The organism is Undibacterium sp. 14-3-2 (genome assembly GCF_016595265.1).
Classification (GTDB): domain Bacteria; phylum Pseudomonadota; class Gammaproteobacteria; order Burkholderiales; family Burkholderiaceae_D; genus Undibacterium; species Undibacterium aquatile.
Genome location: NZ_JAENGS010000003.1, coordinates 51315 through 70928, shown reverse-complemented (window position 1 = coordinate 70928; position 19614 = coordinate 51315). Strand labels below are relative to the sequence as shown.

Sequence of the window (19614 nt, the reverse complement as noted above, 5' to 3'; positions counted from 1 at the left end):
CTCGCGCAATACCGACGGAGCGGGGCGCGTTTTATCAGGTGCTACGACCCCGCGCCGACAGAACCAAGGCCTGAACTGTGCAGTAACAGCACCTTTCCGTTGCGACGAACCAGCGTATCCGTGCTGCGCGAGCGGATATGCATGAGCGTTCCGGCAACGTCCAGCGAACTGCTGACATCCACCGTCGCAGTTTTGCCGTCCGGCGACAGCGAGATGCTGTGTATCGTGTATTGAGAATCCAGTTGCAGCAAGCCGCCCATCTTCTCGCCGAGCTTTTCCCAGGTCGCATACAAGTCACGATAGGCGTCGCAGGCCTGCTGCTTGTTTTGGTTTACCGTTTGCCTGTTTCCAGCTGTGCTGACGCTGCCGGTGGAGTGAAAATCCGGCGCCAGCAGCGCACATATCGCGTCAGGCTGACGCTGCAGCGTCGCGATTTCAAGATCGCGGTAAAAACCGTTGACATGTTCGTCCGACAGCTTTCGCCCGCCGATAAAATACCACCAGCCGCCAACAATAATCAGAACAAGGAGTAATACTTTTCGCACTTAGGTGTTCATCCAGATATCGGGGTTGTAATGTCTGCCGCGGCGGGCGAAACTGGCGCATGGGACGAGCCGTAATTACCGCACGTCACACGCCATTCGTCAGAAAATCAGAAACATCAAGACAGAGTTCGGCCTTAGTGCGGCTTACTCACAAATTCCCCCTCCACATCCGAGCTGGGGTCTGCTAACTCCGCTTGCAGCGATGCCACGATGGTCGCAATTGTGGATGCCGTCGCTTCGCCAGTTTCACTTTTGCGCGCGTTAGCAATATGGCGAATGACATCGGCAAGCATGACACCCCAGGCCTCCGCTTCGTCATGGCCATTTTCTTCAAAGAAGCCATAGTTCAGTGCGCAGTGAAGACCCTCTTCAGCAATCCACGCACCCAGCATGTGAACAGAATTATCATCGCGCAGAACGGCATCAGGCAGAGGAAGTGTATGCATAATCGTATTGTGTAGGATAAAGGAGAAGTGCGGAAATTAACGTCACAAATCAATTCAAAAAAATGCAGACATTATTGGCAATTCCCCGTTGGGCGTAAAGCAAACGCAGGGTACATTTCACCAACTGCGTCGGGTGTAAAAACTAATAACAAAGCGTGAGAATATTCATGTGATTAGCTGTTCGCCTTTGGTCATTGGTATCTAAAGGCCTTCTTGTTCAATTAATGTATGAACACGCTAAAGGCATATTCAGGAGTGCTTGCAAAAAAAGGTGCGTGAAACGCACCCTTGCTACAAAATATAACGCCGATTCCGGCGGAGACACGACGTGCCGAAGCGATGGCGCAACGACTTGTTATGTGATTTTTACATATTCACTCTAGCAAGAAATTCAGTTACGCCTCGACACATCAGATCAACTTGATCTTTGCTATATGCTTCATATTGTCCATGAGCAGCCTTATTTCGCAAATCAAGCCACATAGTTACTGCTTTTTGATCAAGTTTGTTATAAACCTCAGCTGTAGCCAAATCAGAGTTTAATCTGTCAGCTTTTTTAGCGATAAAGTTTCCATCTTTCTCCAACTCTGTATCAATGCTATTCGCTTTGCATAATTGGCGTAAATTTTCTTCTAATACGCTTCCAATCATTACTGCTGCAGGATCTTTATAGCCTTGCTCTAAAAGATGCTGGGCCATTTCAAGAAAATCTGAAAATATTTCAGCTGTAATTAACTGCTTTACCGAAAATACCCAACCGCCTTCAATTTCATTTTGTATAGATAATAAAATGGAGTGGCCTTTGCTTGCATTTGATACAAAATTTTTGTCAGTAGCAGAATCGAATTCAGAGTAATGAGAATGACTGCGACCATATACCATTGCAATAAATGATAAAGATGCTGCCCTTAAACCCGCTAGAGCACCAGAATCAACTGAAGTTCCCATATATGCATTTGCTTTTTGAGTGTCCAACACAGCCGATGACTGATCTATCAGTTGCTGAATTCGTTTCGATAAATCTTTAAGCTTCATGCTTCCCCTCATTTTCACATAACGCAATTTAACTAGTCAGGAGTCAAGCTTAACTCGAAATGTTAAAAATGACAATTTTCTTCAAATGCCTTGAAAGGCGTATTTAGCCTTGTTTTATTTGTTCTTATCGACCATAAAACCCACTTAGCAGAATGGAAAGCAACATCAGTTCATCTACATCCCCAAAACCGCGTTGATTGGATCAGATGTGGGAACGCTTGTGTTATCAGTTTGAGCAACCAAGATTCATCGAACCGCAATCGCAAGAAGAATAGCGGGCAAAAAAACACCCCGGTAAAAACCGGGGTGTGCTCATGGCAATCTTGTGAGTGCAGTCGTAAACTCAACCACGTAATTTCGCAAACGCAGCTGCCATCGCGTTGCCTGCGGGGGCGGCTTCTTGTTTGCGTTGTTGCTGGTGTTGGCCGAGGCGTTTGGCGTCGTTGCGGTCGCCGCGTTGTTCCGGTTTGCTGCCGGGTTGCGGTGCGCTGTCGGTGAGGCGCATGGTGAGGGCGATACGCTGGCGTTTGACATCAACTTCCATGACTTTGACTTTCACCACCTGACCGGCTTTGACGACGGTGTGCGGGTCTTTGACAAAGGTGTTCGACAACGCGGAAATGTGCACCAGGCCATCCTGATGCACGCCGATATCGACGAACGCACCGAACGCGGCAACGTTGGTGACGACGCCTTCTAAAATCATATCGGGCTGCAAATCTTTGATGTCTTCCACGCCGTCTTTAAAGGTGGCGGTGGTGAATTCTGGGCGCGGATCGCGGCCCGGTTTTTCCAGTTCTTTAATGATGTCGGTGATGGTCGGCACGCCGAATTTGTCATCGGCGTATTTGGCGGCGTTCAGCGATTTCAATAAGCCGCTGTCGCCGATCACGCCTTTCACATCTTTCTTGATATCGGCCAGAATTTTTTCGACCAGCGGATACGATTCCGGGTGAACCGCCGATGCGTCCAGTGGATTGCTGCCGTTCATCACGCGCAAAAAGCCAGCCGCTTGTTCAAAGGTTTTATCGCCGAGGCGCGGCACTGCGCGCAGGTCGGCGCGGGAACTGAACATGCCTTTGGCATCGCGGAAATTGACGATGCTTTGTGCGACGCTGGCAGACAAGCCGGACACCCGCGCCAGCAAAGGCGCAGAGGCGGTATTCACATCGACACCCACCGCATTCACGCAGTCTTCGACCACCGCATCGAGCGAACGGGCCAGCTGTGTCTGGCTGACATCATGCTGATACTGACCAACGCCGATGGATTTCGGATCGATCTTCACCAGCTCCGCCAGCGGGTCTTGCAGACGACGTGCAATCGAGACCGCGCCACGGATGGAGACATCCAGATCAGGCAATTCTTTAGAGGCGAATTCTGAGGCGGAATACACCGATGCACCGGCTTCAGAGACAACGATTTTGGTCAGCTTCAATTCTGGTTTGAGTTTGATTAAATCCTGCGCCAGTTTGTCGGTTTCGCGTGAGGCAGTGCCGTTACCAATCGAGATTAACGACACCTGATGTTTCTCAGCGAGCTTCGCCAGCGTATGCAGCGAACCATCCCAGTCATTGCGTGGCTGATGCGGATAAATTGTGGCGTGTTCCATCACCTTGCCAGTCGCATCCACAATCGCGACTTTCACACCGGTACGCAAGCCGGGATCAAGGCCCATCGTGGCGCGCGGGCCTGCCGGTGCGGCCAGTAATAAATCTTTGAGGTTGCGGGCAAACACGTTGATGGCTTCGATTTCTGCACTCTCGCGCAGCTTGCCCATGAGCTCGGTTTCCAGATGCATGAAGACTTTGACGCGCCATGCCCAGCGCACAGTATCGGCCAGCCATTTATCGGCCGGGCGATCTTTCTGACTGACACCGAAACGTGCGGCGATGCGGCTTTCACATGGGTTCAGCGGCGCATCCCATTTTGGTTTTTCTTCTTCGGTATCGAGTCGCAAAGTGACGGTCAGCATTTCTTCGCGGCGACCACGGAACAAGGCCAGCGCGCGGTGCGACGGAATGGTGCCCAGCGTTTCCGAGTAATCGAAATAATCGGCAAATTTTTCGCCAGCATCTTCTTTGCCTGCCACGACTTTGGATTCGACGATGCCGTGGTCATTCAGATATTCGCGCAGTGCCTGCAACAGGCTCGCATCTTCCGCAAAACGTTCCATCAGAATCTGACGTGCGCCATCGAGTGCCGCCTTGGTATCGGGCACGCCAGGGTTGTCACCGTTGTCTGTGCTGAAAGCAGGCTTCAGATAATTGGCGGCTTCGGTTTCTGGTGTCAGCGTAGGATCGGCCAGCAAAGCATCGGCCAGCGGCAGCAAACCGGCTTCAACGGCGATCTGCGCTTTGGTGCGGCGCTTCGGTTTGTACGGCAGATACAAGTCTTCGAGACGGGTTTTGTCTTCGGCGTGGGTAATCGCATCGAGCAAGGCGGGCGTCATTTTGCCTTGTTCGTCTATCGAGGCGATTATCGCGGCGCGGCGGTCTTCGAGTTCGCGCAGATAACGCAGACGTTCTTCGAGCAGACGCAATTGCGTATCATCGAGGCCGCCGGTCACTTCTTTACGGTAACGGGCGATGAATGGCACGGTCGCGCCTTCATCCAGCAGGGCGACAGCAGCCGCTACCTGTACCGGTTTGGCGGCGAGTTCTACGGCGAGTCTTTGTTCAATCGAAGGCAGCATAAATCCAGAATCCAGACATTAAAAAAGCAATGAAGGCGCAGATGATACGCAATTTGCAGCGTTGCGCCAGTCTTGACAGTCGTTCTGACTGCGGTTAATAGTCGGCATTCTGGCGTGGCTTGGTTCCCGCAGCATCCCGGAAGGATGACCCGCAGCGCTGCAAAAAGCCTGCTCAGGAAGTAAAAAAGGGGGGAGATGAGGGGGAGTATGTGGCGATTTACGCTTATTCTCTTAATGAAATCAAGGGTGTTTACATATACTGGGGGGAGTATTTTAAGAGTGATTTTCATGTTTTTTGGCCTTCCCAAACAGATCAGACATGCCGCTGTATGGCTGGCGGCGGGCTTGCTGATTTGGCTGATGTTGCTGTCGTTGGTGATACGCCCGGCGCTGGCTGGCCCCGCGCCTGCTGACAACAGCCGTGTTGTTCCTGCTGCTGTCATCTCCGCAATCACATCGGCAGCTTCAGCTTCGGCAGCAACCGCCAGCAGCACATTGCAGCCATCAACATTCACCTTTGCCGATGGCGGCGTTGCCCTGTTTTATCAATGGGATAAACAGCCGTGGCAGGCGGAAACCGCTGTGTCTGCGCCGACGATTTCCGTGGCTGCGCCGGTGAATCTGATCTTCGTTGTCGCCGGTGCTGGTTGCGGCAGTATGGGACGATACTTGCCGCAGTATTTCACCGGATTGGAAGGTGAATCAGGGGCGACCCGCATCAGCGTTTTGCAGAAGCGCCATATCAGCGATCAGGCCAGCGGCGACGAATGCAGTGAGGCATTTATCCGTGCCGATCATCTGAGCCAATGGCGCGCCGATCAACTGGCGTTTATACAAACGCAGTTACGCCAATTCAAACAACAAGGCATGCAGCCACGGCGCGTGATTTTGTTGGGCATTTCTGAAGGTGCGGAGCTGGTGCCGCTGTTGGTGCCGCTGCTGGCGCACGATCTGCCGCAAATCACGCATCTGGCCTTGCTGGCGAATGCGGGAAACAGCGCGATTCCCACGTACCGTGCGCTCGCTGGCATCTATCCACATATGCAGCAGGGCTGGAATGTTTTATCCCGCGCATTGGCAAGTTCCCCTGCCGACCCTGAGCAGTCACGTATTCATGGGCGCAGCTGGCGCTACTGGTCGGAAATCGCTGGCGTTGATCAGACGCGCAATCTGATCGCCGCTCGCTTGCCGGTGTTCGTTGGTATCGGTGAGGCGGACACCTTAATCCCGCCGGGCGCGGCAAACGCCTTGAGAAAAGCGTTCAGCGATGCCGGGCGCAGCAATTTGCAATTGCGTGTTTATCCCGGTGCTGATCACGGCTTGCGTGGTGAGCATAAAAATTATCTGCCAGATTTTATGTGGCAACTGGATCAGTGGTTGCTGGATGAAGAGAATCCGAAGCCCAGCTTCCGGTGATGGAGTTTGATTAAAAGCAAAGTTTATTTGCTGCAAAAATAATAATTTTGAAAAAGTGTTGTTTTGTATGTTTTGCTAACAATTTTAAGCATTACAAAAACAAACGCGCTCTTTATAATTTCCCGCTTCAATGTTGGTAATGCCTTGGTAATACCTTATTTTGCAGGGCAGTATTTATCACTTTGTACGATGTGTACCTGATCGTTACAAAAATGATGTTGCTAGTCCGGCCGCCTTTTTCAACACTCAAATATATAAGCTAAATGCGCCTCTCTTCCTTCTCGCTCACACCTCTGGTTGCTGCTCTGGTCCTCACTGGTTGCGTTACGACGCAAACCCACGACAGCAAAGTCTCTAACTCACTTGCAGTTGTTAAAACCGGGCAGATCGAAGATGCGATCCGTCAGGTGGAAGAGCAGACTAAAGGTGCTAATCAGAATGATTTGTTGCTGAATCTGGAAAAAGGCGAACTGATGCGTATCGGTAAGCGTTATCAGGACAGCTTGAATGCGCTGACGATTGCCGACACCAAGGTGAAAGAGTGGGAAGAAAACGCCAAGAGCAACCCACAGAAATTGATGGGCCAGATCGGTGCCACCATCATGGGCGACGCCAGCCGCGATTACGAAGGACAGGATTACGAAAAAGTGATGCTGACCGTGCGTATGGCGATGGATCGTATCAATCTGGGTGATCTTGATACTGCCCGTGTTGACATCAAACGCACGCATGAGCGTGAAGCGGTGATTGCTGAATTCCGTTCCAAAGAAACAGAGGCCGCCGAAAAGGAAGCGAAAGAAAAAGGTGTAACAAGCAGTAACAAGGAAATTAACGGTTATCCGGTTGAAACCCTGAATGACCCTGAAGTGCTGAAGCTGAAGAACGGTTATCAGAATGCACTGAGTCATTACCTCGCGGGTTTTGTATACGAAGCCCTGAATGAACCAGGTCTGGCGGCACCAGGCTATCGCAAGGCGATAGAATTGCGCCCGGATTTACCGGTACTGGAAGATGGTTTGAAGGGCCTTGATCAACGCACCAGCTTCCGTCGCAAAAAAGGCGTGACGGATGTCCTGTTCGTGGTTGAAACCGGCAATGCGCCAGCCCGCCAGTCGCAGAAATTTGCGTTGCCTTTGCCAACCTCACGCGGTCTTGTTACTGTATCGCTGACTTTCCCTGTGATCCAGCCGGATAAAGAAGCGGCGGTGATCCGTTCGGTGAATATCGCGAATCAATCTTTGCCAACGGCATTGATCACTGATTTCAACGTGATGGCACGTCGTGCATTGAAAGATGAAATGCCAGGCATTTACACCCGCGCTGCGATTCGTGCGATTACTAAAGGTGTGGTGCAGGATCAGGTCAATAAAAACTTCGGCGCACTCGCTGGTCTGGCTGCTAATATTGCCGTGGTAGCGACTGAAGGCCCGGCAGATGATCGTATGTGGCGTAGTTTGCCAGAGCGCGTCTTTATTGCTCGTGCGTTTTTACCACCGGGCGAATATGATGTGAATTTTTCGGGTCGTCCTGGCGAAAGCACCAAGCTGAGTATTGATGGTCGTTACATGGTGGTGCCAGTGCGTTTGTATCCGAACAAAACTTATGTCGGTGATCTGGCAAAATTCGGTAGCGTGACACCAGCGGCGCAAATCGCGGCAGAAACGCCAGCGGTAAAAACCGCACCGACGAAGCCAGCGAACAGAAAAGCAGCGCAAAAGCAGGTGAAACCAGCTGCGGCTACTGCTGGTGCTAACTAAGTAAAACTGGCAAGACGACAGAAACCAGTCGATTTAATTGATGTACAAAGTTACTAAGGAAAAATCATCCATGATGTCTAAAAAAATTGCCGTTTGTGCGGCTGTCATCGCAGCCTGCTTTGCTGCACCGGTCATGGCCGAAGATGTGCCAAATGCAGTTTCTCCTGGCATTGCAGCGAAATTAATGGTGCGCGGCACGCTCGAAGGTGTGCAGGTCACTGATCTGCGCGGTCAGCGTCGCAATGATGTGCTGGTCGTGCAGGCCGAAATGTATAACACCACTGCGAAAGATGTGCGCGTGTATTACCGTTTCCGCTGGACAGATGCGGCCGGTATGCAGGTTGGCGACGGCGAAGTCTGGAAACCATTGATGATACTGGGTAAGCAAAGCCAGCTCGTCAAAGGCACAGCCTATGGCCCGCAAGCGACAGATTTCAAAATCGAAATGAGTGCTGAGCCACGTTAATCACAGATTTGTTTTAAAAAAATTGTACAGAACTACGGAGTTATTATGAAACGCATTTCCTCTTTATCCACCACTTTGTGCCTGATGATTCTGGCTGTGACTTCTCTGTCTGCCTGCCAGACAAAATTATCGCAGCCGACAGTCAGCCTCGCGCGTCAGGTCAATTATGGCGACAACAAAGCGGTAGAAACAGTGACGAATGAATTCGGTTCGACTGATCTGCAAATGATTGCAGAAAAAATGGTTGGTTCCTTGCTCGAAGATCCGGCACTGGCAAATCGCCCGACACTGACACTGGCTGGCGTGCGCAATAAAACCAGCGAATACATCGACACTAAATCGATCATGAACAGTATTCAGACTGCGTTGGTGAAAAGTAAAAAAGTAAAATTCACACGTAGCGCGGATGAAATGCAGCAAGGCGTAGATGAGTTGCAACGTCAGAATCAAAGTGGCTTGTACAAGTCCCAGGGTAAAGCAAAAGTGGGCAACATGACGGCAGCGAAATATTCACTCGAAGGTGAAATCGTTTCTATCGTCAAACAAAATTCCACGACTAAAGATGTGTTCTACAAGATGACATTGAAACTGTATGACATCGAAGATGGTTCCATCGAATGGCAGGATGAAAAAGAAATCCGTAAAACATCGAAAAAATAATCAGCCCTGATCAATCTTTAACCGGTTTTTAACCGGCTCCTGAAGGACGCAAGATGTTGAATATGAAAAAAATTCTGGCAGGCGTTTTCTGCTCCGCAGCGGCATGCAGCGCGCTGGCAGCTGAACCGAAAATTGCCGTGACCGATCTGACTTACGAAGAAAAAGTCAGCGAGTATTTCCGTGTCGTTTCTGCCAGCAGCAAAAGCAGCGTCAAAGGTAGCTACAGCGAACGCGAAACCGATCGCAGCTATTCACAACGCGGCAAAATTGATGCCAAGAGCGAAAGCAATTACTACGAAGCGGAAGGTTTTTATACCTATATCGATCGTGGCGAATTAAAAACCTACACGGCTGATTTAAAAGGCGCGATGATCAAAGGCGGTGGTGTGCATCTGATTCAGGCGCGTCCGTATGTTGGTAAACCGATGGAAAAAATTTACGACATCATCGGTCGCATCAAACAAGGTATGTATCCCGGCGCGGATTATGTGTTGTTCGGCACAGTCAGCAATATCCAGTTCCGTCAGGAAAGCAATCAACTGCAATACGGGAATTCGATGACAGCTAGTCTGTCGCTGGATCTGGTCGCTGATTTCAGCCTGATTAATACCAAAACCTATGAAGTCAAAGCGGCTTTCAGTGCGAGTGGTTCCGGTGTTGATACCAAGATCATCAGCCGTGCCGGTGATCGCGTTGTCTTCAATCGCGGCAAGGTCATGCAGGAAACGTCACGCAGTCTGGCAGATGCTGCCTATAACGAGCTGATGGTGCAGTTCGGTTTACCACGCGGCGCGAACCGTCCGGCGAATGTCAATGGTCAGCCAGTGGTACCTGCAGTGCCTGTGCAAAATACAGAACCAGTGACGGTGTATCGTTAATCGCTTATCGCTGTTTTAGTAATTGAAAAACCAGCAGAAATGCTGGTTTTTTTATGGAAGTTTCATCCGAGAAACTGCGTAATATCTTGTGTGAAATTGTTGCGTGAAATGGCATTTTTAGGGGAGTATAAGCAAAAAATGCCATCATCTCCTTATGAAATAAGGGCTTTAAAATATACTCCTGGGAGTATATTTGATGCCAAATGACAGGCTGGTGCCGTCACTGAACACCTGGTCGGTCGCATAGCTGATCTGCGTGAGATGTTTATTTTATGCGCCGTGTTGCCGGAAATGTCTGTCTGAATTTTTTTGAATGGGTGATTGAATAATGAAACATAAACCGTTTGCACAGTTGTTCTTCGCCGCTATTTTTGCGCTTGCCGCGAATGTTGGTAATGCCGCGAATGCCGCTGGGGCAGATCGATATGTCCCTGTATGCGTTGATATGAAAGGCATACAGGCAGAAGCTGAGTGCCTCTCTCATGAGCTTGATTTGAAAGAGGCTCAATTTAAAAAATACTATCTGGCAGCGCAGAAGCAGGATATAAAAATATACGGCGGCAACGCCGAGGAATTAGCCGAATCACAGCAGCTATGGGAACAGTATCTGCGAAAGCATTGCGACTATCTGTACAGCCGTGAGCAAGGTACTGCCCGGATACGCGATTCTGCCGAGTGCCAGATGCGGCTTTACGATGAGCGCATTGACGAAATATGGATTTCGTATTTAAGGTATTTTGGTTCTGCTGAACCGGTTCTTCCCGATCCCCGGAAATAATGTTTCTTCATGGTGCAGATGCTTTGCAGCGATTGTAGTTGCGCCATGCATGAAATAGGCAACGTGCGTGGTCATGATGGCCTATACTGAATCTTCACTTGCATACGCGGGTGCTTATCCGGAGTCAGATTATGAGCAAAGTTACCAAGAGCAATAAAGAAACCAAGAAGCAGGCCTCATCCACTCCTAAAGAAAAAAAGGCAGCAAAGGAAGCGAAGAAAGTAGCGAATGCCGTTATCCCCTGGACACCGCGGGCATAACCGCGTTGACTTGAGCGAAAAAAAAACGATGCGTTGAACTGCATCGTTTTTTTTCGCCGGTCAATGTTAGCGATCAATGTTCGCGATCAACATCAGCGATAAATATCGGGCCGATGAATTTCCATAAAATTTTCTGGTGTTGCCGGTGAGCGGAAACCAAATTTTTCATACAGGCCACGGGCAGAACTGCTGACCAGTATGAAGCGGCGTATGTTTTGCAGATCAGGATGATCCTGTATCACTTCCAGCAGATGGCGGCTATGACCTTGGCCACGGAAATCCGGCAAGACAAACACATCCATCAGATAGGCAAATGTGGCATGGTCTGTGACTACCCTGGCAAATGCGATTTGTTTGCCGTCAATAAATCCGCCAAAGCACAGGGAATGTTCAATAGATCGTTGTACCGTTTCCAGCGGAATACCTTGCGCCCACGGTGATGTCGTGGATAAAAAATCGTGTATCAGCGCAATGTCGAGCGCGGTTTTATCTGTCGTAATGTGCATAAAAATTCTTTTCCGATCAGCTGCGTTGTCCGCCTGTGACGCGTTCTATGCCAGCGAGGTCGCGCCAGCTTTGTACTTGCGTGTAGTTCGCTGCGTTTAACAAAGCGCGCACATCCTCGGCCTGATGATAACCATGTTCCATCAGCAGCCAGCCTTGTGGCGCAAGATGCGTATGCGCGCCGCTGATGATGTGCCGATAGGCGCTGAGCCCGTCTGCATGATCGGTGAGGGCGTTGATGGGTTCAAAGCGCAGATCGCCCTGGCTCAGATGTGGGTCATCTTTGACGATGTAGGGCGGGTTGCTGATGATGGTCTGAAATACCTTGCCAGTAAGCGCGCTGTACCAGTCGCTGTGCAGCAATTGCAGACGATCAGGCGGCAGCAAACGCGCGGCATTTTTGTTTACTACCGTGAGTGCCTCAGTGCTGATATCGACCGCGCAGACATCCAGATCCTGGCGTTCGTTGGCAATCGCAATCGCAATGGCACCGGAACCTGTGCCGAGATCGAGTAGGCTGGAGTTTTGCGGTGCGAATTGTAAACCGAGTTCCACCAGCAATTCTGTGTCCGACCGAGGAATCAATACCGCTGGTGAGGTATAAAAGGGCAGACCGAAAAACTCACGTTCACCGGTCAGATACGCGATGGGCTCGCCAGCTAAACGACGTCGCTGCAATTCGTCAAACTGAGACATTTGCTGCGCGCTGAGCTGATAGTCCGAGCGGGTAATCAGTTGTATGCGGCTAAAGCCAGTCACATGCATGAGCAACATCCGTGTTTCCAGCTTGTCCAGCGGCGACAAGCGCTCATGATCGGCAATGCTGAGCGGCTGTCCTTCTGTCATCAGTGACGCTTTCCGAACATTCCGGTTTTTTGTTTTTGAAAAAACAGTACGATCAGCGTGAGACTGAAAATAACAAACCAGATCATGGCCCAGGTCGGAATCGCCAGACCGAAGATAGGTGGATATGGTGTTTCACACAAACCGTCTGCGCGGAACAGGATAGGAAACCATTCCGACAAGAAGATTTTGTTGAGCCCGGTTTCCAGAGGATCGATACCGCAGGAAAGCGTAGGATTCGACAAGACATACAAATGTTTGCCTGCGATGCCGATGCCGCCGAATGCTGATAAACCTGCGAGACCGATGCCGTAACGGCGTGCATCGGCAGGAAGAAAAGCAGCGATCAGGCTGAACAGCGCGATGGCAAGGAATGCGTAACGCTGGAAGACGCATAAGGGACAGGGCAGCATCAGCTCAACGATTTGCAGATAGAGGGCAACCGCTATCAGTAGCAGGCAGGTGGCAGAGATGCCGAGTAAGACGAATTTAGAGGAACGCATGTAGGTCATTCGTAAAATGAAAGCGGATGCCAGCTTACACGCTATTTAAAGCCTCATGTTTATAAGAAACTAAATAGTATGGAATGCTGGTGTTGCTGGCGCTGTTGGTACCGTGACTTGGATAGTTTAATCGTCTCCAAGTTCCGCAAGGAGTTCTGCCTGGTGTTCTGCGATCAGGGCATTACTCAGTTCGGTCAGATCGCCATCCATAATGAAATCGAGTTTATATAAAGTCAGATTGATGCGGTGATCAGTCATGCGGCCTTGCGGATAATTGTAAGTGCGTATGCGCTCACTGCGGTCGCCGGAACCGATCAGGCTCTTGCGGGTTGCTGCCTCTTTCGCCTGTTTTTCTCTTAACTGACCATCCATGATCCTGGTGGCCAGCACCCGCATCGCCTGCGCCTTATTCTGATGCTGGCTGCGGCCATCCTGACATTCGACCACGATACCGGTAGGAATATGCGTCAGGCGCACCGCAGAATCAGTTTTATTAATGTGCTGCCCGCCGGCACCACTCGCGCGGAAAGTGTCGATACGCAGGTCGGCATTGTTGATGATCACATCGGCGAGCTCATCGGCTTCCGGCATCACGGCAACCGTGCAGGCGGAAGTATGGATGCGGCCTTGCGTTTCTGTCGCCGGAACGCGTTGCACACGATGTCCGCCGGATTCAAATTTCAGCTTGGAATACGCACCCAGACCGGCGATACGCACGATCACTTCTTTGTAGCCGCCAAGCTCAGAAGGCGACTCCGACATCATCTCTACTTGCCAGCGGTTACGTTCAGCGAAACGGGTGTACATGCGCAATAAATCACCGGCAAACAAGGCAGCTTCGTCACCGCCGGTGCCGGCGCGGATTTCCAGCAGGATGTTACGTTCATCGTTGGGGTCTTTGGGTAGCAGCATTTTTTGCAGATCCGCTTCCAGCGTCTGCATTTTTTCTTTTGCGGCTTCTATTTCATCTTGCGCAAACGCTTTCATGTCGGGATCGTTGAGCATTTCCTGCGCTTCGTCCAGATCGGCTTGTGCCTGCTGATAGTTTTTGTAGAGAGCGACGAGGGGGTCTAATTCTGCATGCTCGCGATTGAGTTTGCGGTAATTGTCCATGTCATTGGTGGCGCCTTCCTGCATCAGCAGGTGACCAACTTCGTCGAGACGTTCAGCCAGCTGATCCAGCTTGGAGAGCATTGATGGTTTCATACGGGAAGAATAGTAGGTGAATCCGGAGGGAACTGCTTCAGCCTTGAAAACAGTCACCGAGAAGTTGACGCAGAGAGTCTGCATCAGAAAGAAAAGCAGAATCCGCTAACGCTTGGTGCGGAATAATTGTGGCAACAAGCTCGCCAGACGAGCCCGTTCATCGCCACTGGCCTGATGCAATGCCTGTTGCGGGCCATGCAGGAATTTGGCTGTGATACCTTTGGAAAGCGCTTCCAGCACAGCGTCGATGTCATCACCGCGCGCCAGCATTTTGCGTGCACGTTCGAGTTCCATCAGGCGGAGTTGTTCGCTGTTTTCATGTAAGTCCTGAATCACGGGCACCACCGCACGGCCATCGATCCAGTGCATAAAAGACTGCACCCGCGTTTCGATAATCGCTTCTGCCTGCGCAACGGCTGCCTGACGGCTTTCTATGCCGGTCTGCACCACACTGCCGAGATCATCCACAGTGTATAAAAACACGTCATCGAGTTTACCGACTTCCGGTTCAATATCGCGTGGCACGGCCAGATCAACCATGAATACAGGACGATGTTTACGCGCTTTGACAACACGCTCGACCAGCCCTAATCCTATGATTGGTAACGAAGATGCAGTGCAGGAGACGATGATGTCGAACTGTGCCAGTTGTTGCGGTAAGTCAGCAAGGCGGATCGCTTTACCATTAAAGCGATGGGCAAGAGCCTCACCACGTTCTAAGGTGCGGTTGGCGATGGTCAGGGATTTTGGATTTTGCGCCGCGAAATGCGTGGCGCAGAGTTCTATCATTTCACCTGCGCCGATAAACAGCACATGCTGATCTGCAATTTTGTCAAAAATACGCTGAGACAAGCGCACCGCTGCTGCAGCCATAGACACGCTGTGTGCGCCGATTTCCGTGGTGCTGCGAACTTCTTTGGCGACTGCGAAAGTGCGTTGAAACATCTGATGCAGATAGGTGCCAAGACCACCGGCAGCTTCTGCCTGACGTACCGCATCTTTCATTTGCCCCAGAATCTGCGGCTCGCCCAGCACCATGGAATCCAGGCCGGAAGCAACGCGGAACGCATGACGGACGGCATTGTCTTGTGGCAGCGTGTAGAGATGCGGGCGTAAATCCGCGTAAGGCAACTGATGAAAATCTGCCAGAAAATGTGCAGTAGCGTCGACCGGATTTGCTGCGGCACAAGCTGCATACAACTCAGTGCGGTTGCAGGTCGATAAGATCGCCGCTTCATTGCCATACGAATGCGTGGAGTTTGCTGCGTTGTTGCCGAACCATGCACGTGCAGCCACCACCGCCTGACCTATTTGTTCAGGCGAGAAGGCGACTTTTTCGCGCAGCGAGAGCGGCGCAGTCGTGTGGTTGAGTCCAACAGCAGTCAGTTGCATGCGATGTGGGGCGTAAGATGAGACCATCATTATAACGCGTTGGCGGCATTAATTTCCGTCCGGATGGGCTTGATGTAGCTCAAATGGTGCTTGATGGCAATCTGATATTGAAAGTGGTGCCTTCATTCGGTGCGCTGCTGAAATCGATCTGTGCATGATGGCGATCGAGAACCGCTTTCACAAACACCATGCCCAGTCCTATTCCATCATTTTTCGGTTGATCGGTGCTGTTGAAGCGTTGAAAGCGTTGAAATAGCTTGCTTTGTTCCGCGCGGGGTATACCGTAACCCTGATCGCTGATGCTGCAGACGATATTTGCCCCAGCCAGTTGTTGTTCGTAGGCCAGTGTGCAGCTAATGATGGTGTCGCGCGGGCTGTATTTGACGGCATTCGACAGCAGATTCGTCAGAACCCGCGTGAACAGTGAGCGGTCGGCGCGAATCGGATATTCTCCATCGGGTATCGTGCACTTGATGCGTATGTTTTTACTCTTGGCCAGCGACCACATTTCTTCCGTCGCATCCAGCAACACCGTCTGTAAATCAAGCTCTTCAAAACGGTAATCCTGCGATTCGGCGCGAGCCAGCTGGACGAAATTATCGGCCAGCCCCAGCGTGATGCGTGAGGCTTTTTCAATCCGGGAAATAAATTCCGCCTGCGGCAACGCGGTTGCTGCATCCTGCTGCATTTCCAGCAAAGCAAGTATCGATGCCTGCGGCGCGCGCATATCGTGTGAAATGAAATGCAGGGTTTCGTCACGGCTGCGCTCGGCGGCGCGGATGGCGGTGATATTGATGATACTGACTATCCAGCCGACCAGTTGCTGGCTGGCGCTGTAACAAGGGGCGCTTTTGATCAGTAAATCCTGACCTTGCGGATCCCTGACTTCGACGCCTTGCTTCATGCGTGCAGTATGTTTGAGATCCAGCAGATTCCACCAACTGAAACTACCCGTCTGATTTTCGTCAGACTCCATTGGCGCAGACATTCGGGCGAATAAATACGGCAGCAGGGAATCGTTCACTTTGGGTAATCCCTGACTGGCAAAATAACTGAGTGCCGGCGGATTAGAGAGTAAAACATTACCGTCGGTGGTGGTCACCAGTGTCGCATCTGGCAAGCTGGCCAGACTGTCGCTGACGAACTGGCGTAAGTCACGAACTCTGTCGGCAGCGACGCGCACGGCATTGATACTTTGTTCCAGCGTATCTGTCAGAACCGGCGCGCTTTTTTCTTCTTCGTCATCAATAAATTCTGGCAGCAGATGAGGCTCTTTTTCCAGAAGAGTAAATTCTTCGCCCAGATACTTAATCGCTGCTTCCAGCCTGCGCCAGCTCCACACCGGGTAGGCAATGATTAAGGCCAGCAACGAAGTCGACGGCGATATCCATTTTCCTGCATAGCACATGGCAAGGAAACTGCCTGCAGCAGCACCGAAGATAAACAGAATAGTCAGTAGCAAGGCTTTTCTTGGTGACAGTAACTGATAAGAGATCAGTGCCGCCAGCAGCAACAACAGGTTGTATAAAGCCACCTGCCAGGCTGGAGCAAAATCAATGGCACGTTCATCCAGCAGGCTGGCCAGAATATTGGCATTGATTTCAATTCCTGAGATGGTGCCATCGTTGCCGGATACCGGTGTCGGAAATGAATCGGCCATGCCCAATGCCGTTGGACCAATCAGAATATACTTATTTTTTAAGAACTCTGCGGGAACTTCGCCGCGTAGCACTGACACATACGGCACGGATTTAAAATGTCCGCTGCTGCCGTAAAACGGAATATGCATTTGGTAATCACGCTGCCACAGGTCGGCCTGATTATTCTCTTTGCGCAACCGCACGGGTAGTCTTTCTCCCGGCAGATATTTTTCGGTACCGTAAGCAGTATTTTGCGCAACATCTTTCAACGCTAGTGCAAAGTGAGGCCACCATTCACCTCTTGATCCTTCACGCAGAAAGACACTGCGTGCCACACCATCTTTGTCGAGTTCGATATGAATATGGCTGATCTGCCGTGCCGCATTTGCCAGCAGGGGAATAGGGCGCGCAGCTACCAAACCTTTTCCGCCATTTTGTGAGACCAAGGGTAAAACGACCTTGTTACTCTGAGCGATAGCATCCGCCAGCAGTTGGTCGCCGTTGATCTGATTGCCGACCTGTGGATATTCTGCTTCCGTCAACAGAATATCCATACCAATAGCGGCCGGTGTTGCCGCATTGATGTGCCTTAACAGTTCCGCATGCCGTTGCCGTGGCCAGGGCCATTTCCCCAGCTCGCTCAGGCTGTAATCATCAATCGCCACAATCAGAATGTCGTCACGCGCTTCGCGGCTGTTGAGCTGCATGTAGCGATCATAGGCAACCATATCCAGCCGTTCCAGGCTTTTTAAGTTAACCAGAGCAACAGTCAGAATACAAAGCAGCAGACTTAGTATCAGCCACTCGCGAAACGCGATGCGCTCCACCTGTATATATCTGGTTGCCATACCTTAGCCGTTAAAATCCACTGCGAATGGCACCGCTGCCACTATTGATTGCCTCGCCATCACTTGTCGTCCAGCGCGACTGGATGGTGATCTTCTGTGTGGCGGAGAAGGCACCAACGTAGCCATCGGCATCCGTTGCCCGCACGCGGATATAGTATTCACCGGCCGTCGGGCGTGGAATTTTTAACTCAGCCTGATCTGATTCCTGTGATAAATACAGTCGTTTAAATTCTGCATCAAGTGCGATTTGAATCAGGAATTTTTGCCCCGGTTCTGCTGTCCAGTTGAACGAAATCTGTTTGCTCTGAGAATCGCTGAAAGAGGCTGCTGCTTGTGGTGGCAATTTTTGGAAGCTCTGTATATCGCCGTACGGCCCCTGATCAAATTGGCCATTTTTTTGTATGACAGTCGCAATGCGCCAGAAATATTCTCCTTGTGGAAATGTGCCGGAGAATTGCACATCCTTGATGTCTGCCTGATCCAGAATAATGTTTTTGAACGCTGCGTCTTTCGCGACTTGCAAATGGTAAGCGTAGGCGTGCGCCGCTTCTGTCCATGTGAAGTCAACATTGGCCGCCCGCACTTTATTTTTCGGTTGTATCGAGAATGGTGGCTCTGGTCTTGCTTTCAGAGTGAAAGCTGTAGTGAGTGGCAAGCCCTCCAGCCCCATTGCATCAATTGCCGTCAGGCGGACAAAATACTGGCCGTCTTCCAGTCCATCAAATTTGAAGCGATTTTCTTTGAAACGGTTCTCTGCCAGGACATCCAATGCCTGTGCATCTCTGGCAATCTGCACCCGATACGCGGCGGTCACCGCAGATTTCTGTGCGATGAACTGCACGGTGGGGCGCGTTTGAATTGCATAACCTGCTTCTAATACTGGCGGTGGCAGCAAATCAACGGCTTTTCCGACACCATTTGCGCCGACGATGTTTCCTTTGCCCGCTGGCAGTATCAGTTCGTTCGTCTTTTTGCTACCCGTTCCGACCGCAACACCACCTTCCAGAACTTCATTCGCGGTACCGTCAGGGTTGATGCCAACGCGGAAATGTGTACCGCGCACACCCGCAACCGCCAGAGGCGAGCGTACTTCAAAACGTCCTTTGTTACTTGAAAGGCTGGTAACGCGGGATTCGACTTTTCCTTCAGATAAAGAAATCTCAGTTCTGGGACTGGCGACGTACTTTGTTTTGCGTAATTTACTCAAGCTGACCTGGCTATTCGACGGAATGGACACGCGCGATTCGTCTGGAAATGCCAGCGTTAAAAATCCGTTTTTTCCGGTGGTGATGCTGGTTCCTTCTTTCACCACAGTCCCGATGGACAAGGCTGTTTCTGTACCATCGACTGTTTTAAACGTCGGGTTGCCTGCCAATGCAACAACACGGGCTTCACTTGCTTCTTCCGGTAACAGATCCGCCGGGATCAGGATCGCTGTGCCGATGGGGATAGCCCTGTCATTGGCAATATGATTGCGTTTGCTGAGCACTTCCCAGTTTTGGGATTTATTGGTAAATCGTTTTGCGATGCCAGTTAAGGTGTCGCCTTGTAAAGCGTAATAGGTCATGTCCGGTGGTGTGGCCGCGATACTACCAGGTTCGCCGGTGACTTTTGCCGCCAGCAACAGCGGGGAGTAGGTAAGAAAAACCGCAACCAGAGTGCAGACTGATAATTGCCGACGGAGTGTAGGTGAGCCTGAACTCATGCGCATATCCTATGTATCAAAATTCTGTGCATTAAAT

General features: G+C 50.9%; 18 protein-coding genes. 7 read left to right on the top strand and 11 right to left on the bottom strand.

The annotated features are described in order from the left end of the window. Positions 1-41: 41 nt before the first annotated feature. From Undi14_RS08205 to Undi14_RS08190, 4 genes are all read right to left on the bottom strand, one after another. Complete coding sequence (locus Undi14_RS08205; protein WP_200179398.1) at positions 42-545, bottom strand: nuclear transport factor 2 family protein; 504 nt, start codon at positions 543-545, stop codon at positions 42-44. A gap of 134 nt (positions 546-679) precedes the next feature. Then, entirely contained in the window at positions 680-991 is a 312-nt protein-coding gene (locus tag Undi14_RS08200) for a DUF5076 domain-containing protein (RefSeq protein WP_200179396.1), read from the bottom strand. Positions 992-1357: 366 nt separating this feature from the next. Continuing rightward, positions 1358-2026 carry a hypothetical protein gene (locus tag Undi14_RS08195; RefSeq protein ID WP_200179393.1) on the bottom strand — a complete coding sequence of 223 codons (669 nt, stop codon included), beginning with the start codon at positions 2024-2026 and terminating at the stop codon, positions 1358-1360. A 343-nt stretch (positions 2027-2369) separates the two neighbouring features. Continuing rightward, a complete protein-coding gene (locus tag Undi14_RS08190; protein ID WP_200179391.1) occupies positions 2370-4721 on the bottom strand; it encodes a Tex family protein in 2352 nt (783 codons plus the stop codon). A gap of 288 nt (positions 4722-5009) precedes the next feature. Between Undi14_RS08190 and Undi14_RS08185 the strand changes: the two genes are divergently transcribed. From Undi14_RS08185 to Undi14_RS18400, 7 genes are all read left to right on the top strand, one after another. Next, the gene (locus Undi14_RS08185; protein ID WP_200179389.1) at positions 5010-6137 is read left to right on the top strand and encodes a serine aminopeptidase domain-containing protein; all 1128 of its coding nucleotides are present in this window, start codon (positions 5010-5012) and stop codon (positions 6135-6137) included. Between the two features lie 263 nt (positions 6138-6400). Continuing rightward, the gene (locus tag Undi14_RS08180) at positions 6401-7894 is read left to right on the top strand and encodes a COG3014 family protein (RefSeq protein ID WP_200179387.1); all 1494 of its coding nucleotides are present in this window, start codon (positions 6401-6403) and stop codon (positions 7892-7894) included. Positions 7895-7964: 70 nt separating this feature from the next. Then, positions 7965-8360, top strand: a complete 396-nt coding sequence (locus Undi14_RS08175; protein ID WP_186884536.1) for a YcfL family protein — start codon at positions 7965-7967, stop codon at positions 8358-8360. Between the two features lie 45 nt (positions 8361-8405). Continuing rightward, on the top strand, positions 8406-9020 hold the full coding sequence (gene lpoB / locus Undi14_RS08170) for a penicillin-binding protein activator LpoB (RefSeq protein WP_186897780.1): 615 nt from the start codon (positions 8406-8408) through the stop codon (positions 9018-9020). Positions 9021-9073: 53 nt separating this feature from the next. Further along, on the top strand, positions 9074-9898 hold the full coding sequence (locus Undi14_RS08165) for a penicillin-binding protein activator LpoB (RefSeq protein WP_190480544.1): 825 nt from the start codon (positions 9074-9076) through the stop codon (positions 9896-9898). 328 nt (positions 9899-10226) lie between these two features. After that, positions 10227-10676, top strand: a complete 450-nt coding sequence (locus tag Undi14_RS08160) for a lysozyme inhibitor LprI family protein (RefSeq protein ID WP_234030495.1) — start codon at positions 10227-10229, stop codon at positions 10674-10676. 131 nt (positions 10677-10807) lie between these two features. Then, positions 10808-10936: a hypothetical protein gene (locus tag Undi14_RS18400; RefSeq protein ID WP_255422883.1), complete on the top strand. Its 129-nt coding sequence runs from the start codon at positions 10808-10810 to the stop codon at positions 10934-10936. 92 nt (positions 10937-11028) lie between these two features. Here Undi14_RS18400 and Undi14_RS08155 read toward each other — a convergent pair whose 3' ends face one another. The 7 genes from Undi14_RS08155 to Undi14_RS08125 all read right to left on the bottom strand — a co-directional run bounded on the left by Undi14_RS08155 (position 11029) and on the right by Undi14_RS08125 (position 19577). Then, positions 11029-11442 (bottom strand): GNAT family N-acetyltransferase, encoded by a 414-nt coding sequence (locus tag Undi14_RS08155; RefSeq protein ID WP_190480548.1) that lies wholly within the window; start codon positions 11440-11442, stop codon positions 11029-11031. Between the two features lie 16 nt (positions 11443-11458). Continuing rightward, positions 11459-12286: a peptide chain release factor N(5)-glutamine methyltransferase gene (prmC, locus tag Undi14_RS08150; RefSeq protein ID WP_200179385.1), complete on the bottom strand. Its 828-nt coding sequence runs from the start codon at positions 12284-12286 to the stop codon at positions 11459-11461. Next, positions 12286-12786: a disulfide bond formation protein B gene (locus Undi14_RS08145; RefSeq protein ID WP_186884542.1), complete on the bottom strand. Its 501-nt coding sequence runs from the start codon at positions 12784-12786 to the stop codon at positions 12286-12288. The genes prmC and Undi14_RS08145 overlap by 1 nt, the downstream gene beginning before the upstream one ends. 126 nt (positions 12787-12912) lie before the next feature. Beyond that, the gene (prfA, locus tag Undi14_RS08140) at positions 12913-13992 is read right to left on the bottom strand and encodes a peptide chain release factor 1 (protein ID WP_200179384.1); all 1080 of its coding nucleotides are present in this window, start codon (positions 13990-13992) and stop codon (positions 12913-12915) included. A gap of 105 nt (positions 13993-14097) precedes the next feature. Next, complete coding sequence (hemA, locus tag Undi14_RS08135) at positions 14098-15384, bottom strand: glutamyl-tRNA reductase (protein WP_200179905.1); 1287 nt, start codon at positions 15382-15384, stop codon at positions 14098-14100. Between the two features lie 79 nt (positions 15385-15463). After that, positions 15464-17872 (bottom strand): CHASE2 domain-containing protein, encoded by a 2409-nt coding sequence (locus tag Undi14_RS08130; RefSeq protein ID WP_200179383.1) that lies wholly within the window; start codon positions 17870-17872, stop codon positions 15464-15466. A gap of 10 nt (positions 17873-17882) precedes the next feature. Next, positions 17883-19577, bottom strand: coding sequence for a FecR domain-containing protein (locus Undi14_RS08125; RefSeq protein WP_200179382.1), 1695 nt, complete (start codon positions 19575-19577; stop codon positions 17883-17885). Between the last annotated feature and the right edge of the window lie 37 nt (positions 19578-19614).

What these genes read in the sequence shown, in the direction of transcription:
- Undi14_RS08200 (WP_200179396.1), bottom strand. Translation starts at nt 991, where the DNA reads ATGCATACACTTCCTCTGCCTGATGCCGTTCTGCGCGATGATAATTCT.
- Undi14_RS08195 (WP_200179393.1), bottom strand. Translation starts at nt 2,026, where the DNA reads ATGAAGCTTAAAGATTTATCGAAACGAATTCAGCAACTGATAGATCAG.
- Undi14_RS08190 (WP_200179391.1), bottom strand. Translation starts at nt 4,721, where the DNA reads ATGCTGCCTTCGATTGAACAAAGACTCGCCGTAGAACTCGCCGCCAAA.
- Undi14_RS08185 (WP_200179389.1), top strand. Translation starts at nt 5,010, where the DNA reads ATGTTTTTTGGCCTTCCCAAACAGATCAGACATGCCGCTGTATGGCTG.
- Undi14_RS08180 (WP_200179387.1), top strand. Translation starts at nt 6,401, where the DNA reads ATGCGCCTCTCTTCCTTCTCGCTCACACCTCTGGTTGCTGCTCTGGTC.
- Undi14_RS08175 (WP_186884536.1), top strand. Translation starts at nt 7,965, where the DNA reads ATGATGTCTAAAAAAATTGCCGTTTGTGCGGCTGTCATCGCAGCCTGC.
- lpoB (WP_186897780.1), top strand. Translation starts at nt 8,406, where the DNA reads ATGAAACGCATTTCCTCTTTATCCACCACTTTGTGCCTGATGATTCTG.
- Undi14_RS08165 (WP_190480544.1), top strand. Translation starts at nt 9,074, where the DNA reads ATGTTGAATATGAAAAAAATTCTGGCAGGCGTTTTCTGCTCCGCAGCG.
- Undi14_RS08160 (WP_234030495.1), top strand. Translation starts at nt 10,227, where the DNA reads ATGAAACATAAACCGTTTGCACAGTTGTTCTTCGCCGCTATTTTTGCG.
- Undi14_RS18400 (WP_255422883.1), top strand. Translation starts at nt 10,808, where the DNA reads ATGAGCAAAGTTACCAAGAGCAATAAAGAAACCAAGAAGCAGGCCTCA.
- Undi14_RS08155 (WP_190480548.1), bottom strand. Translation starts at nt 11,442, where the DNA reads ATGCACATTACGACAGATAAAACCGCGCTCGACATTGCGCTGATACAC.
- prmC (WP_200179385.1), bottom strand. Translation starts at nt 12,286, where the DNA reads ATGACAGAAGGACAGCCGCTCAGCATTGCCGATCATGAGCGCTTGTCG.
- Undi14_RS08145 (WP_186884542.1), bottom strand. Translation starts at nt 12,786, where the DNA reads ATGCGTTCCTCTAAATTCGTCTTACTCGGCATCTCTGCCACCTGCCTG.
- prfA (WP_200179384.1), bottom strand. Translation starts at nt 13,992, where the DNA reads ATGAAACCATCAATGCTCTCCAAGCTGGATCAGCTGGCTGAACGTCTC.
- hemA (WP_200179905.1), bottom strand. Translation starts at nt 15,384, where the DNA reads ATGCAACTGACTGCTGTTGGACTCAACCACACGACTGCGCCGCTCTCG.
- Undi14_RS08130 (WP_200179383.1), bottom strand. Translation starts at nt 17,872, where the DNA reads ATGGCAACCAGATATATACAGGTGGAGCGCATCGCGTTTCGCGAGTGG.
- Undi14_RS08125 (WP_200179382.1), bottom strand. Translation starts at nt 19,577, where the DNA reads ATGAGTTCAGGCTCACCTACACTCCGTCGGCAATTATCAGTCTGCACT.